Source organism: Spirillospora sp. CA-294931 (genome assembly GCF_050946795.1).
Classification (GTDB): Bacteria; Actinomycetota; Actinomycetes; order Streptosporangiales; family Streptosporangiaceae; genus Spirillospora.
In genome coordinates this window covers 8,701,679-8,716,596 of record NZ_CP192006.1, presented here as the reverse complement: position 1 = coordinate 8,716,596, position 14,918 = coordinate 8,701,679, and the positions used below count along the sequence as shown (strand labels likewise).

11 protein-coding genes are annotated in these 14,918 nt (G+C 66.5%); 3 read left to right on the top strand and 8 right to left on the bottom strand.

The features are described 5' to 3' along the window. Positions 1-32: 32 nt before the first annotated feature. Positions 33-1,217, bottom strand: a complete 1,185-nt coding sequence (locus ACQPY4_RS39740; RefSeq protein ID WP_433330204.1) for a glycosyltransferase — start codon at positions 1,215-1,217, stop codon at positions 33-35. Positions 1,218-1,580: 363 nt separating this feature from the next. Here ACQPY4_RS39740 and ACQPY4_RS39735 point away from each other — a divergent pair, with 363 nt between their 5' ends. The 3 genes from ACQPY4_RS39735 to ACQPY4_RS39725 are packed head-to-tail and all read left to right on the top strand — an operon-like array spanning position 1,581 to position 5,163. Continuing rightward, the gene (locus tag ACQPY4_RS39735; protein ID WP_433330202.1) at positions 1,581-3,905 is read left to right on the top strand and encodes an ATP-binding protein; all 2,325 of its coding nucleotides are present in this window, start codon (positions 1,581-1,583) and stop codon (positions 3,903-3,905) included. Between the two features lie 10 nt (positions 3,906-3,915). After that, positions 3,916-4,335: a hypothetical protein gene (locus ACQPY4_RS39730; RefSeq protein ID WP_433330200.1), complete on the top strand. Its 420-nt coding sequence runs from the start codon at positions 3,916-3,918 to the stop codon at positions 4,333-4,335. A gap of 42 nt (positions 4,336-4,377) precedes the next feature. After that, a complete protein-coding gene (locus ACQPY4_RS39725) occupies positions 4,378-5,163 on the top strand; it encodes a hypothetical protein (protein WP_433330198.1) in 786 nt (261 codons plus the stop codon). Between the two features lie 7 nt (positions 5,164-5,170). On the opposite strand, the gene ACQPY4_RS39720 is transcribed toward ACQPY4_RS39725, so the two are convergent. The 7 genes from ACQPY4_RS39720 to ACQPY4_RS39690 all read right to left on the bottom strand — a co-directional run bounded on the left by ACQPY4_RS39720 (position 5,171) and on the right by ACQPY4_RS39690 (position 14,811). Continuing rightward, positions 5,171-6,196, bottom strand: a complete 1,026-nt coding sequence (locus ACQPY4_RS39720) for an ABC transporter permease subunit (RefSeq protein WP_433330197.1) — start codon at positions 6,194-6,196, stop codon at positions 5,171-5,173. Continuing rightward, positions 6,193-7,059, bottom strand: a complete 867-nt coding sequence (locus ACQPY4_RS39715) for an ABC transporter ATP-binding protein (RefSeq protein ID WP_433330195.1) — start codon at positions 7,057-7,059, stop codon at positions 6,193-6,195. Before ACQPY4_RS39715 ends, ACQPY4_RS39720 begins: the two co-directional genes overlap by 4 nt. Positions 7,060-7,152: 93 nt before the next feature. After that, complete coding sequence (locus ACQPY4_RS39710) at positions 7,153-7,800, bottom strand: response regulator (RefSeq protein ID WP_433330193.1); 648 nt, start codon at positions 7,798-7,800, stop codon at positions 7,153-7,155. Continuing rightward, positions 7,772-8,650, bottom strand: coding sequence for a sensor histidine kinase (locus ACQPY4_RS39705; protein WP_433330191.1), 879 nt, complete (start codon positions 8,648-8,650; stop codon positions 7,772-7,774). Before ACQPY4_RS39705 ends, ACQPY4_RS39710 begins: the two co-directional genes overlap by 29 nt. Before the next feature lie 1,580 nt (positions 8,651-10,230). Then, positions 10,231-10,788, bottom strand: a complete 558-nt coding sequence (locus ACQPY4_RS39700) for a hypothetical protein (RefSeq protein WP_433330189.1) — start codon at positions 10,786-10,788, stop codon at positions 10,231-10,233. A gap of 36 nt (positions 10,789-10,824) precedes the next feature. Next, positions 10,825-12,498: a DEAD/DEAH box helicase family protein gene (locus ACQPY4_RS39695; protein ID WP_433330187.1), complete on the bottom strand. Its 1,674-nt coding sequence runs from the start codon at positions 12,496-12,498 to the stop codon at positions 10,825-10,827. After that, on the bottom strand, positions 12,499-14,811 hold the full coding sequence (locus tag ACQPY4_RS39690) for an ATP-binding protein (RefSeq protein WP_433330185.1): 2,313 nt from the start codon (positions 14,809-14,811) through the stop codon (positions 12,499-12,501). Positions 14,812-14,918 lie beyond the last annotated feature (107 nt).

Below are 14,918 nucleotides of genomic sequence, written 5' to 3'. Positions count from 1 at the left end.
CCTGTGACAAAACCCCGGCCCCGGCGCTCCGCTCAGCCCTGTTTGAGCAGCGTGTCGTAGGTGGCGAGAATCCGGTTCGTCACGGCGGGCCACGCGTAGCCAATCGCGTTGGCCGCACCAGCGGCGCCCATGCGCACGCGCTTCTCCGGATCGCCGAGCAGCTCCGCGACGGCCGAGCCGAACCCGGCCACGTCTCCGGGCGGGGTCAGGAACCCCGTCGTCCCGTCGATGACGTGCTCGCGAAGGCCGCCGACAGCGGGAGCGACGACAGGAACGCCACAAGCCGCGGCTTCCAGGCACGCCGTGCCGAACGGTTCGTAGTGCGGGGCGCAGACGAAGACGTCGGCCGACCGCAGCAACTCCGGCACCTGGCCGTGCGGAATACGTCCAAGGAACTCGACCCTCGTCTCGACACCGTGCTTGCGAGCGTGAGCACGCAGCGCCCGCACCGTGGGGTCCGCGTGCAGCTCCCTGGGACGAGGGCCACCCGCGACCACGAGCTCGACGTCGAACCGCTCGCTGAGCTCGCCAAGCGCCTCGATCATCACCTTGACGCCCTTGCGTTCGACCAACCGCCCGACCGTCACCAGCCGAGCACGCCGGTTGGACCGTCCGGCCGCGGGCCCGTCAGGCGTGAACCGCTCGAGATTCACCCCCACCGGCACAACCGTGATCTTGCTCGGAGAAACCCCGTTAGGCCCGGTCAGATATTCGACCTCCTCGGGCGTCAGAGCAATGATCGCGCCCGAAATCTGCCCAACGGTGCGTTCGGATCCGACTCTCTCTCTCTCTCTCTCTCTCTCTCGGTGAATCTCATTTCTGTCAGGGTGATAAGCGATGCGTTCCAGGCCGAGAGCATGGAAAGTGGTGACAACGGGGATCGCGGTGCGGCGCGCACCGGCGAGGGCGGCGACCCCGCTCATCCAGTAATGGGCGTGGACCAGGTCAGGAGGGTCCTCCTGCCAGTGGAGAGCCAATTGGTCACCGAAGTCGCCCATGAGCGGAGCCAAGTCCTCCTTGGGCAGCTTTCGGGCCGGCCCGGCCGGAACATGGACCACCTCGACGCCCGCCGCCAGCCGGACGCGGTCGGCCTCCCGCGGCGAGCTGCGTCGCGTGAACACCACGACGCGGTGACCACGGTCGGCCAGAGCGAGCGCGAGTTCCCGGACGTAGACGTTCTGGCCACCGGAGTCGGTGCTGCCGATGTCGTCGGCCAAGGGACTCGCGTGCTCCGACACCAGGGCGATCCGGAGGGGGGAACCGGGCATGGGGGGAGTATCGCCTACCGCATTCCCCCCTGCCACCACGGGCCCAAGAGTGCGTGCCAGGAACTGACGGCGCCCCGGGAAGGCCCCCTGACTGCGCTGTCAAACCCCGCCGCTCCACCATCACGATCACCTCGTCCCGAGTGCCACAAGCCTTATGGAGACTCGATGGACAAAGGGGGCGGCGGTCGCGAGACTCGTCCCATGGTCAATCCGGGGGAGAATCCGATCGAGTCTGGCTCCGGCGCGTCGGCGGGACGTGACGTCCATCAGCGTGGCGAGTACGTCGCTGGACGCGACGCGAATATCGGCACGGTGAATAACTTCTACGGGTCCTCCCCGGTCAGGGAACCGGGGCCGGTTCCCGGGCTGCGGCGCGGGGTGACGACCTTCATCGGCAGGGCGGTCCAGCGGCAGGACCTGCTCGGATGGATGGATTACCGCAGCAATCCCTATCCCTTCGCCAACGTGCTCAATGGGCCGGGGAGCGGCAAGACGGCGCTGGCCGTCCGGGTGGCGCAGGATCTCGCCCCGGACTATCCCGGCGGCCAGCTCTTCCTGGAGCTGAGCCAGGCCGGCCTGCCCGACCTGGACGCCTCGGAGGCGTTGTTCCGCCTGCTCCTGCAACTCGGGATGACCGAGAGCAGGATTCCCGACAGTTTCGCGGGCCGCGTCGAGGCGTTCCACGGCGAGCTGCGCAAACCCACACTTTTGGTCCTCGACAGTGTGACCTCGGTGAATCAGGTAAGGGAGTTGTTGCCAGGCCGGGCGGACTGCGGGGTGCTCATGACGTCCCGGCGCAGCTTCTCCGAGCTGGAAGGGCTCCGGGAAATGGATCTCGGCAGCATGACCGAAGACGAGGCCTTCGCGTTGCTGGAGGCCCGCGTCGGAGCCGAACGCGTCGCGAGCGACCCCGAAGCGGTGCGCACCATCGTGAGGCTGTGCGGGGGGCTGCCCCTGGCCCTGCACATGGCGGGCGCCCAGCTCACCAAACCGGCCAACCGGCGGATGCCGCTGGCGCGGTTCGCCGAGCGCCTGACCGCCGAGCGCCTCGACCTGCTCAGGACCGACCACCTCGACCTGCGCGCCAGCTTCTCCCTCAGCCACCGCGAGCTCAGCCCCGAGTCCGCACGGCTCTTCCGCCTGCTGAGCCTGCTCGCCGTCCCCGATTTCGGCGACGACCTGGCCGCGGCGGTCGACGGCACCGAGCACTGGGAGGAGTCACTGGCCGAACTGTTCAACACGCACCTGATCGAACCCGTCGGTACGGACCGCGCCCGATTCCACGACCTGGTGAAGATCTTCGCCCAGGAACGCGCCGAGGCCGACGACACCCCCGCGGACCGGGACGCCGCCCTGGACCGGGCGATGGCCTGGTCGGTGCGCACGGTCACGCAATGGGGCCGCCACGTCGGCGTCGACGGCCGTCTCAGCGCGGACAAAGCGGCCTACAACGACGCCCTCAACGCCCTGGCCACCGAACACCAGGTGCTGATGGCCATCGTCCGGCAGGCCGCCGAGACTGGCCGCGACGACGTCCCCTGGCGCGTCGTCTCCCACCTCGCGGGCTATTTCGAGGTGGGCGGCCACTGGGCGGACTGGCTGGAGGGCGCCGAGCTGGCCGTCGAGTCCGCGTCCAGGCTGGACGACCCCGCGGCGCTCGCGGTCGCGCGGCACACCCGCTCGTGGCCCCTGCGCCTGTACCGGCGGCTCACCGAGGCGATCGAGGACGCCGTGGCCGCGCTGCGCCTTCTCGACGATCCGGTTTCCACACGCGCGGACGTCCTCTCCCACCTGGGCACGCTCTACCGGGAGACCCATCGCTACGACGAGTCCGTGCGCTGCCTGGACGAGGCCGCCGAGATCTTCCGCCGCCTGGGCGACGTCCACGGCGAGGGCCTGGTCCTGCGCACCCTCGGCCACGTCCAGTTCTGGCGCCGTGACCTCGACGACGCCCAGGCCACCCTCACCAGAGCGATAGATCTCCTCCGCCAGGCGGGCGACCAGGCCGCCGAGGCGTGGTCGCACAACAACCTCTGCTCCGTCCTAGGGGCGCTATGGCGCTACGACGAAGCCGAAAACCACCACCACGAGGCCCTGCGCCTCTTCCACCAGATCGACCACCAACAGGGCCAAGCCTGGGCCCACAACCACCTAGGCCGAATCCTCGGCCAATACAACCGACCGGACGAGGCGGCGCACCACAACGAGACAGCCCTGGGCATCTTCGAAGAAATCGGCGACACCTACGGCACAGCCTGGGCACTTCTGCACCTCGGCACCGCCCGCCAGGACGCGACCCTGCTCGAACAGGCACGGAACGCCTTCACCGCCATGGAAGTGCCCGACCCCGACGGCGAAGGCACCGCCCTCCTCCGCCTAGGCCGCCTCCACGGCGACGCCACCCTGCTGGACGAGTCCCTACGGTTCTTCGACCTGATAGGCAGCCTCCAAGGCCGCGCCAACGCCCTCCTGGCCAAGGCGAACCTCTACCCGGAGAACACGCAGACCCTCGAAGAAGCCCTCACCTGCTTCCGCCGCGCCGCCGACCCCTACGGCGAGGCGATGACGTTGCTAGCCCTAGACCACCGGGCCGACGCCGAAACCATCCTGAACCGTCTCGGCCTGCGCCTCCCCTGAAAGGACCCCCGTGGAACCGATCACCCTGGCCGCCGCCACCATCGGCGTCCTCGTCCCCTACCTGGGCCAGATCGCCGGGGGCGGCCTGGCCCGCATCGGCGAGACGGCCACCGACAGCGCCTCCCAACGCGTCACCGAGCTCTACCGCGCCATCCGCACCCGAGTGACCGGCGCCTCCTACGAGGAGGCCATCCTGGACGGCGCGGAAGAGCAACCCGAAAACGAAGCCCGCCGAGCCGCGCTCCAGAACGTCCTGGCCGAACTGATCCAGAACGACCCGGACTTCGCCGAAACCCTGAGTGAACTGGTCAAGGGCACAACCGAGATCCGTCCCATCCAGGTCACCGACTCGGGTGCCGTGGCCGCCAACGACTTCCACCAATCCGGCACCTACGTGGCCGGCCGCGACCTCAACCTGGGCAACCCCTGACCCCAAAGGAACCTGCGGGCTCAACCGATCATCTGAACCATCATGAGCCACGGTATGGATCCGGCACGGCGCCCCCGGCCGTTGCCGCGACGACGGTCGACGCGGCGGTATCCCCTGGTCCTCGCCGCCGCCTGCCTCCTTACCGCCGTCCTCGGCGGCGCGACGATCTTGCTGAGCAAGGAGAGCTTCCGCGGCATCGCGGCCGAGAAGGGCCACTACGGCCCCACCGGCGCGGTCACCATGACCTCCAAATCCACGTCCGGCAAAGAGGGCACCAAGTGCCGGGGCGACTTCCGAGCGGCCGACGGACGCGTCCGCGGCGTCCGCGTCCACCATTCGGGCCCCTGCCGCCAGGGCCGCCGAGTACAGGCCCGGCTCGTCGACATGAAGGGACGCACCATCCCCTGGCCCCTGCGACAGGAGGACGAGGCATGGGTCAAGGGCACCGGATCCTACGACCTCCTCTTCGGCCCTCTCCTGGGCCTGCTGTTCACCCTCCCCTGCGCGGCGGGCACCTGGTACCTCCGCAAGGAGTGGCGCCAGGAAGTCAGGCTCAGCCACGCCGAAACCGAGCAAGGCGGACGCCTCCTGACCGCCCACGAGGCGGCCGTCTACCTGCGAATCCGAGGCGACGAGTTCCCGCACTTCCTGCGCACCGGCTGGCTGCGTCCAGCGGATCTGGCCCACACGATCGCGGGAACCCTCGACCTCTACCGGCAACGCGACCTGGACGCCCTGCTCGCCCACCCGCACATCGACTGGCCGGCGGTCCGCGCCGCCTCCAACCAAAGGTCCTCACCCCTGGCCGGCCTCCCCCCGCGCGACTGACGGCGGATCAGCTCGCCTGGCGCCGGATCCGCCAGAGCCCGATCAGGACGAAAAGTGCGCTGGCAGCCAGGTAGAGCGAGGTCTCCAACGCCTGGAACGTCCAGTAGCGCCCGCGCGGGTGGTAGGCGATCTCAACGTGGAGGTCGAGCCTGCCAAGGCAAACCGCCGCGTCGCCGAAGGTGCCACCCGCACCGGTCTTCGGCGGGTTGTTGACGCACGTGTTGAACGTGCCGCCACTGAGGGTCTTGCCGTCACGAGTCCGCATCTGGCTCGTCCCAGCGACCCAAGCCCCGGGCTCCCCGGGGACGGGCAGCCCATTGATCACGGCGCCGCCCCCGATACTGCCCAAGTTCTGCGCTTCGTTAATGGTCTGCGCCGTCAGCTTCAGCGTGGTCCTCTCGGGAGGGATCAGGTTGGGCCGCACCAGATTCGGCACAGCGAACTGGAAGACGAGGAACCCCACAAGAGTGACGGCCATCGCGGGCAGCGACTTCTTCAAGACCAACCCGGTTACCGTGCCGAAAGCGAAGGCGAAGACCGCGTAGCCGACGGGCACGATGCCGCGCGCGCCGAACACGAAGGCGCTGAACCGAGTGTCGACAACCTGGTCGAACGGACTGGCCGCCCAGGTCAGCAAAGCCCCCGCAACACCCGAGACGAGCGCGGCCGCCAGCCCGACGATCAGAACCTTGGTGAGCAGCCAGCGCCGCCGGGTGACGCTCTGGTTCCATGCCAGACGATGGGTCCCAGCCTCCAACTCCCGGGCCACCAGCGGCGCACCCCAGAACGTGCCGATGACGGCGGGAACCAGCGCCAGCCCGGCCGCGAGGAACAACAGAGTGTTCTCGTACTCGCTGCGGAACTGACTCTTGGCCCGCACACACTCGCCCGCGCCCGTGCAGGCCGACTTGTAGGCGTCGTACCCGTCACGAACATCGTTGCCCAGGACCAGCATGGAGAGGGCGATCACAGCCACCGCCCCGAGGCCGACGAGGCCCTGGACCCGGAACTGCCGCAGGCTCAACCAGATCATCGACGTCCCTCCGAAGCCCCGAGCGCCCTGGTCATGTAGGCCAACGCGAGTTCTTCCAACGTGACGGGCTCGACCGGACAGGGCAGCACCGCCGTACCCCGCACGATGACGCGTCGCCCACCGGGTTCGCCCTGGATCACCTCGACTCCCAAGGGCAGCCGCTCGGGAGGATCGACCAACCGGTGATGGACGTCCAGCAGCTCCTTGACTCCGTCGGCCACCTGCACCTTCGCGCCGCACAACACGATGAGGTAGTCGCAGGCCCGCGATATGTCACCGAGCAAATGAGATGAGAGCACCGCGCTCGCCCCAAGCTCGGCGACGAACTCGAGCAGATTCTCCAGGAACCCGTGCCGCGCCAGAGGATCGAGCGCCGCCGCCGGCTCGTCGAAGATCAACAGTTCGGGCCGTTTGGCCGCGGCGATGGTCAACGCCAACTGCGCCCGCTGACCCCCGGACAACCCACCCGCCTTCTGATCCAGACGCAGGCCGACCTGCCTGACACGCCGCTCGGCCAACCCCGAGTCCCAGGACGGGTTGAGCCTCGCACCCATGCGCAGATGCTCTTCGACGGTGAACGACTTGTAGACGGGCGTGTCCTGCGCGACGAACCCCACCCGGGCCAGATGCGAGGCATCGGCCGCCGCACGCGACCCGAGCACCCTAAGCAAGCCGGACGTCGGCTCGATCAGCCCAGTGGCCAGGTGGAGCAGGGTCGACTTCCCCGCGCCGTTCGGACCCACGAGCCCGATAACGCGTCCGGCCGGAACAGCTAGGTCAACATGCTCCAGCGCAGTCCGACGCCCATACTTCTTGGTCAATCCCAAGGCCTTCAGAACCAGAAGGTCATCCGCGTTTGGCATGCCCCAATTCTGAAATTTCCCACCCAACCGCGCACCAGCCCAAAGCACGGTACCCACAGGATCCGCCCATACTTTCGGCCATTCCCGGAAGGCTCAGAAGCTCTCCACGATCCTGTTCTCCCAGGCCCAAGCGGCGATCTCCACCCGGTTGCGCCGCCCGAGCTTGGTCTGGATGACCGACAGATGGCTCTTGACCGTGCTCAAGGAGATGAACAGCTCGGCGGCGATCTCCTGGTTGGTACGCCCCCGCGCGATGGCCCGCACCACTTCCAGTTCACGGCCGGACAACGGCCGCCCGTCGGACTTCTCCCCAGCGGCCGAAAGCTGGCGCAGCAGCCGCAGCGTGATCGACGGCGAGACGAGCGCCTCCCCGTTATGCGCGGCGCGGACCGCCTCCGTGAGCAAGGCCGGCCCCGCGTCCTTCAAAACAAAGCCAACCGCACCCCCCCGAAGCGCCCCGTACACATACTCATCAAGGTCGAACGTGGTGACCACGACAACCCGAATCGGATCAGGCACCCCAGGCCCGGCCAGTGCCCGAGTGACCTCGATACCGTCGAGCTTGGGCATCCTGATATCGACCAGGCACACGTCCGGACGCACACGCCGCGCCAGCGAGATCGCCTCGACCCCATCGGCAGCCTCGGCAACGACGGAGATGTCCGACTGATCTTCCAAAATCATCCGCAGCCCCCGGCGAATCATCGCCTGGTCATCCGCCAGCAGGACGCTGATGGTCATCGCCCCTCCCGAACAGGCAGGCTGGCCCGCACAGACCAGCCCCCTGGGGGAGCGGACCAGCGCTCAGCGTCCCGCCAAGCGCCTCAACCCGTTCGCGCATACCAACCAGCCCATAGCCGCCGCGCACATTGGGCCGCACCATGTTCTGCGGAGCATCATCAACCACCTCCACAACGACGCAATGACCGTCCTGCCCAACAGCGACACTGACCGCGCGGGCACCAGGCGAGTGCCGCAGCACATTCGTCAGAGACTCCTGGACGATCCGGTAAACAGTGCTCTCCACCTCGGGAGGCCACCGCGTCCCAGAGGGCATGCTCAGCGTCACCGCCGGCCCCTGCCGCCCGAACCGCTCGACCAACTCGTCAAGCCGCTCGGTCCGCAACGGATCGGAGTCGCCCTCGTCCCGCAGCAACCCAACCATCCGCCGCATCGCCGCCAGCGCTTCAGCCCCAACGGTCTCAATCTCCGCCAGACTCTCGCCCGCCCTAGCAGGATCCCGCCGCGCCACGATCTGCCCCGCCTGAGCCTGAAGCAGAATGCCCGTGATGTGATGAGCCACGATGTCATGAAGCTCCCGAGCGAGCTCCATACGCTCAACCTGGCGCGTCCACTCGGCAGCGGCCTGCGCCCGCCCGTCCAAAAGCCGCAACGCCACCCCAGTGGCGACCGCACCCGATAAAACCACCAGATAAATAGTCGCCACAGGAGTGAGCCCGGCCGCATGCGGCCGAACGATGAGCTGGCTCCCCGCAGCCAAAACCAGCCCCGCCCCCGCAACGACCGCCGCCGCAACCACCGACCTGGTCCTGATAACAGACCCGACGAGTACCGCGAGCCCCAGCGCCATGGCCGGACCGGGCTCGGCCGGAAGATCGGGCCGAGCCACCCAAGCCCCCAGAACCGCCACAGCCCCAACAACCAGCCCCCCGACCGCAGCCCAGACCGGCCACCGATGCCGCACCACCGCGAGCCCGCACACCACAAAAGCCGCGACAGCCCCGGGAACCCAGTACGCGGACGCCCAACTCCGCGCAAGTGCGACAGCCTGCACCAAAACCGCCGCAAGAAAGACCCCGCCAAGCCCCACGCCAAAGGCCCGCCGATCCCCGACGATCACGACGCCCAAACCAAAGAACCGCCGACCGAGCGTTGAGAACCTCAAGGCCGATCAACTCGTCGGAGCGCCAGCCCCACACAGAACGCCCCCACCACGGCCATCGTCGTCATGTTCGTCACCCCCGTCCACCCGGAAACCCACGCCACCCCAACCACCCCGGCACCTCCCCCCGCAACCACCCCCGCCTGCGCCGCCGGAAGGTTCCGCAGAGCCGACCCGACCAACACCGCCAAGGCCAATGAGGCGACCGGCCCAGGCACCTGCGGCAGATCCGCACCCAACGACAAAACACCCGCCCCCGCCGCCACCCCCAGCCCCACACCCCGCACCGTGTTCCAAGCCCGCCCCAGCGCAAGCCCAGACAGCACCACCGACACCGCACAATCAAGCACCCAGGAGTCCCCGCCCCAACTGTCCATCAGCATGTAGACGGTGAACGCGGTCCCAAGCGCAAAAACGACACCAAGCCCCACATTGACGACCAGACCTCCCGACCTCGCCCGTCGCCCCCCAGTACTCATGCCGCCCACGCTAGAAAACCAAAGCCCCCCACAAACCAGCCAAAAGTACGGAACCCACCCCCCACCTCATCCTTTAAGCCACCCCCCGGCCACCGCCCGACCCACCCCAGCCGAGGGTGCGCCTTACACGCGTAGACGTCCGCCCCCAGCACACAGCGCGGACAAGCCAGCGAAGAAGGACCGCTTCGTAGCCGGTAGCCGACGTGCGGCCAGACCGGCCTCGCAGGAGCAGAAAGCGAGAACGCCAGGCCACTGACCTGACGTTTGTCTCAGCTGGTGTCCGAGGACGGAGATCATTGCGAAGGCCATGATCGCCACGTCTACCGAACTCGTCCTGGCGGGGCGGTGACCGGCGATGGCACCGCCGCCGAACCAGCGTCTTCCGCCGCCAATCAGCGCATCCGCGGAACCATCCCCGCCAGCGTCGTTCCCCTCGCCGGCATCGCCGCCGCGGTCTCGTCCCGCCACATGCGTGAACTGGCGCTCCGCCATGGTGGGACATCGTGGACGGCCGTACTCATACTCTCAGAATTGATGGCATGCTCGTCGCCAGCCCAATGTCCATCCTCCTGGCGAGCCGCTCTGGCCGTGGCGCGGAGTTGCTTCCTCGGACCTCGCCGATCGTCGGCAGTCTGGCCAGCCTTGCCGCCCACGTGGCCGTCGCTGAGCCGACTGCGATCGGCCGGGTGATCGCCGCTTGGCTGGACCTCGTCCGCGCTTGGCGGCTGACGCGAGTAATTGTGCTCGGCTTGACGCGACCCATGTCGCCGCGGGGGATGTCCGAGCCGGTCAACCGCGCTGGAGTTGACGGTGGATATACTTGATCTCGATGCGGCAGTGTTCGGCGATCGACGTTTGACGTCTCCTTTCCGCGTCGGAAACCACGAGGCCGTCCTGGAGAGTAACGATGACCAGCGGCCTGGAGGGCATGGCCACTGCTTGGTTGAGCGCGGCCCAGGCTAGGTCTCGGAAGGTCTTCGGACGGCCCCAACAGACATACCGCTCGGCCTCCCCATCGGTCGCCAGGCAGTGCATGGGCTTCTCGTCGACGCTGTTGGGCACGACCGTCCAGGCGTCTCCCAGAGCTCGTGAGATCAGATGTTCGGGACCTCGGAACCGGCTTCGGGCGTACTGGGCCATGCTTCCAAAGCCGTCTTGAGCGCGCGCGTACTCCTTCATGGGTGTGTCCTTGATCCACGTGCCGATGCGGTGGTCGTCGAGGAAACGGCGGAGCACGCCTCCCACGCGCGGGTCCTCGATCCACTTGCGGTACTGGAGCTTCTTCTCCGTGGTGGAGAGAAGCTCCCAGTCGAGCTCGTCGGCTTGGCGGTACAGCTCCTCGATCACTTCGGCGCGAATAGCTTCGGGCAGCTCAGACAAGTGTCACCAACCGGGGATAGCGGAGGGATCGGGGAATTGCAGGCGAGCTTCATCGTATTCGGTCTCCAAGCTCGCGGCGTCCTTGATCCATTCGTTCATGAACGAGCCGACTCGCTGGTCGGAGAACTCGATGCTGGAACTGGCGAGCTTGGAGAGTGTCTCGACTTCGTTGGCTTCTAGCTCCCGCTTGATGTTCAGGGCCGCCGCGATGCGTCGAAGGTCACTGACGAAGTCCAGGACCACGACGCGATCCTTGCCGTCCCTGAGGCGGAGCCCGCGTCCGAGTTGTTGCACGAAGATGCGCCGGCTGTGCGTGACGCGTGCGAAGCACAGGATGTTGACATCGGGAACATCCACGCCCTCGTTGAGGATGTCCACGGATGTGAGGATCGGGACCTGGCCGGACCTGAAAGCGAGGAGCCGTGATTGGCGTTCGCGCTTGGCCAGTCCGGCGTGGACGGCGAGGGCATCGGACCAGCGTGGATTGTGGCGTAGGAGATCCGCTAGCCGTTCGGCGTGCTCGACCGTTCGGCAGAAGACGATGGCGCGGGGCTGCGTGACACGTCCCCACACCGACGCCAGTTCGTCTCTGATGGCCTCGTCCCGCTGGGGGAGGAAGAGCTTGGAGTTCAGTTCGCCCAGGCTGTACGAGTGATCGCTGGCGTTCCGGACGATGTCCCAGTCGATGTTGTCGACGAACAGGCGGTAGTCGACCTGGGCGAGATAGCCCCGCTTCATCCCTTCCTCGATGCCGAGGGTGAAGGACGGTGGGCCGAAGCGGTGGCTGATGTCGTACTCGTCGCCTCGCCATGGAGTGGCGGTGACGCCCAGTTGGCGGGAGTTGGAGAGGAGGTCGAGGAGCTCGCCGTACTGCCCGTTCTCTCCCACATGGTGGGCCTCGTCTACAACCACCAGGCGTGGCCGGTAGCCACGGCGTACGGCGTACAAAGCACTCGCGAGCGTGGCACAGGTAACGCCGTCGAGGTCATCGGGGCGCTCCTCCCCTGTGAGAAGGCGAGTCTTGGTGTGTTTGTCCAGGTGCCGCCACAGGGCCCGTTCGAGTTGGTCGACGAGATCCTTGGTGTGCGCCACGACCAGGACCTGGTCATTGGGGAAACGCCGCAGATGGTCGCCGATGACCTCCCCGCTGACGACCGTCTTGCCGAGTCCGGTGGCGAGCACTAGCAGTGCTCGCTCGGTGTCGTCGAGCGACCTGTTGATCAACGATTGAGCCTCGCGTTGATAGGGACGCAGTTGGATCCGTGTGAATCGATCAGGGATTTTCGCGAACGCGCGGTTGAGAGTGAGCCCGCGCCAGAGCTTGATCTCAGGCGCGAGCAGAGCCAGCTGTTCGGCTCGGCGAACGGCTTCCGCGCTGAGTCGCGTGTTGGTGACTACCGCGGCTCGTGTAGTGCGGTAGTGATCTCTCGCGCGGGCAACCTCGTCGAGGGCCGTCGCGCCCACCGCCCCTTGCTTCTTCCACTTGCACTGAAGCACCCAGTTGTGGCCCCTGAAACTCCCCAAGACATCGCCGCCCTCATCCCCGGAACCATCGATGTTGGCGACGTCGGTGAAGCCGAGGTGCCACAAGAGGCGTTCAACCTGCCTCGGAAACTGATTTGGACCTATACCGAGGAGGAAGGCTGGTTCCACGAAGCCACTGGTCAGTTTATTCACCTACTCGGTGTCGGTGAGATCTGACTCGACCAGGAGACAGCTCAGCTTGACACGATGGAGCTCGATCAGGCCGAGCCTTGGCTGATGCTCTTCCATGAGAGCGAGATCGCTGACAAAGCCGACCAGGCGGGACACGACCAATGCGCGCGAGCTGCCGTCGGTGAGGCTCAGATAGGAGCGTTTGAAGACGTTGCCATCGAGGAACGCCTCAGGACGCCTCTCCAGCAGCCGAACCACGGCACTTGCCGGCAGGAAGAGCGTGAAGTCTCCAGATTCGAGGACCGCGTCCCACGGGGCGTCGCCGCCCTCGATCGCGAATCTGCGCTGAGTGAGCGCTCGATCGGACTCTTGCAGCATCTCCCAGTACCCCGTGGGGGAGCCCTTCACCTCGCGCTGCATGGCCTCGCGGACTCGGTCGAGCAATCGGCTGGCTCTGCCAGCCAGGACATCAGCGGTGATCTTTTGGTCGGTCGCCCGGCTCATGATGTCCGTTAGGACGATCGAGAGGGGCTTGGGGTCGCGGCCGGACGGCGTCGCGCGAATTCGCATGAACTCGGCGAGCTCGATCATCGCGAGGTCTCGCAGCTCGACACCAAAGTCGGTGAAGAGCTGGTGGTTGACCGCGACGAAGATTTCCACCCGTGGTGCCTTGACCATCTGCGTGAAGATCGGTACCACGTTGCCAGCCGCGTCAAGCAGCGAACGATCACGTACGGCCCACACGGCGAGCTCGACACTCTTCAGGTCGGGCGCCTCGTAGCGGCCAGCGAGATCGATTACTCGCGTCGCGTTGTCGCGATAACGCGCGAGCCGTTGGTCGAGAGTCTCCTGTGGGCTCGGAGCCGGCCCGGGGACAGGTTGAGAGGGAGAGCCAGTGTCGGCTTGGGTTCCGTTGTCACCGAGTCCCATCTCGTCCAGGACGTCGTCGGGTTCGTCATCAGGCTCCGGCACAATTGGATGGTCGTGCTGGTAGGCGGCTTCGTACCACTTCTCATCGCTCTGGTATTCGGCTTCTCCGGCCCGAAACTTCTTGGCCCAGTCGATGGCTCGTTCGAAGAGCGCCTGCTTGCCGTCGCCGGGGACGAGGTAGTTGAGTCCTGGATCCTCTCGGCGAAAGCCCGTGTAGAGGAGAGCGAGTGGGCTCGTGTTCCTTGGGAGCTTGAGCCGTTCCGCGATCTTCTCTCGGAGGGGACTGTCGCCTCTGATATAGCGGACGACGGTCCTCCACTCGGGGCCGTCATACTCGAAGGCAGTCTTCTGGTAGTTGACGGGGACGTGGTCACAGTGGATTTCGCCCACAAATCGGCCCCGGCCATGGCGAGAGTCGATCGGGTACTCCGGATCCGGTTCGTCGATCTCGCTGGGGTCCTCCCAGAAGAACAGGCGCTTGTCGCGAATCAAGATCTTCCGACCGTTGCGGAGGAAGTCGATCCCGTAATCGGACTTGTGGAGGTAGCGCTGGACGCCGATCCAGCCCCAAATCCGGCGTTCGCGCAGCTCGAGTCGGACGCTCTCGCAGTCCTCGCACGCCTCGGCCCATTCGGGGTTCCAGTGACCACAGTCCTTGCACGCCTTCGCGGGGGGCATCGAGCGGTCAATCTCGATCACCGCGGGGATGGTTGCGCCGCTACGGCTCACGGACCTGGACGCGTCCCAAACACAGGGGAGTCGGGGCTTGACCTTCTTCCCATTGACCGTGATCAAGAAGTCGCGTTCGCGCAGCAGGTAGCTATAAACGTCCCCTAGCTGCTCGCGGATCTTGACGTCTTGCTTCGATAGTCCGTCCCATTTGTCTCGCTTGAGCTCGCTGATGATCACATGGGTCCCGTGCTCACCAGGATGATCCTTCGGCTCGTATCGAACGGGCACGCCGTAGTCATCACCGCGGCCAAGCTGAATCAGGTCCAGCGTTAGGACCGTCCAAGACGGGTCGCCCGCGCGCGTGGTCTTGATGGTGGTCTTCCTGCCCAGCCGTGCTGTCGCGACGTTGAAGCCCATGCCGTACAGGCCGAGTGAGCCGTAGCGACTGTTACTCGTCCATCCGGCCTTGACGGCGTTGCTGAGTGTTTCCAGGTCCATCCCGCGACCGTTGTCGTGGATCCACACCTCGGCGGTCCTGAGGTCGCTGTCACGCCCGGGAAGCGAAACGGCGACAGTCGGTCGGGCATCAACCTCGGACGTGCTCGTCCCCAGAAAGTCATCGAACGCATTGTCGATAAGCTCGGCCAAGCACTGCCAGAGGGAGAATTCGATGTCCCCGAGAACTGACAGGATCCGGCCATGGGGCTTGACGCTGACCTTGAGCTCGGTCATTCCATCTCCCGGGGGTGAGCGTTCTGCGGGTGGCCACCGGCCCGCCCGTCAAGGGGTTCCTACGCCACAGATTAGCTCTGAGTTCCGACAGTATCGGTTCGAGGGAC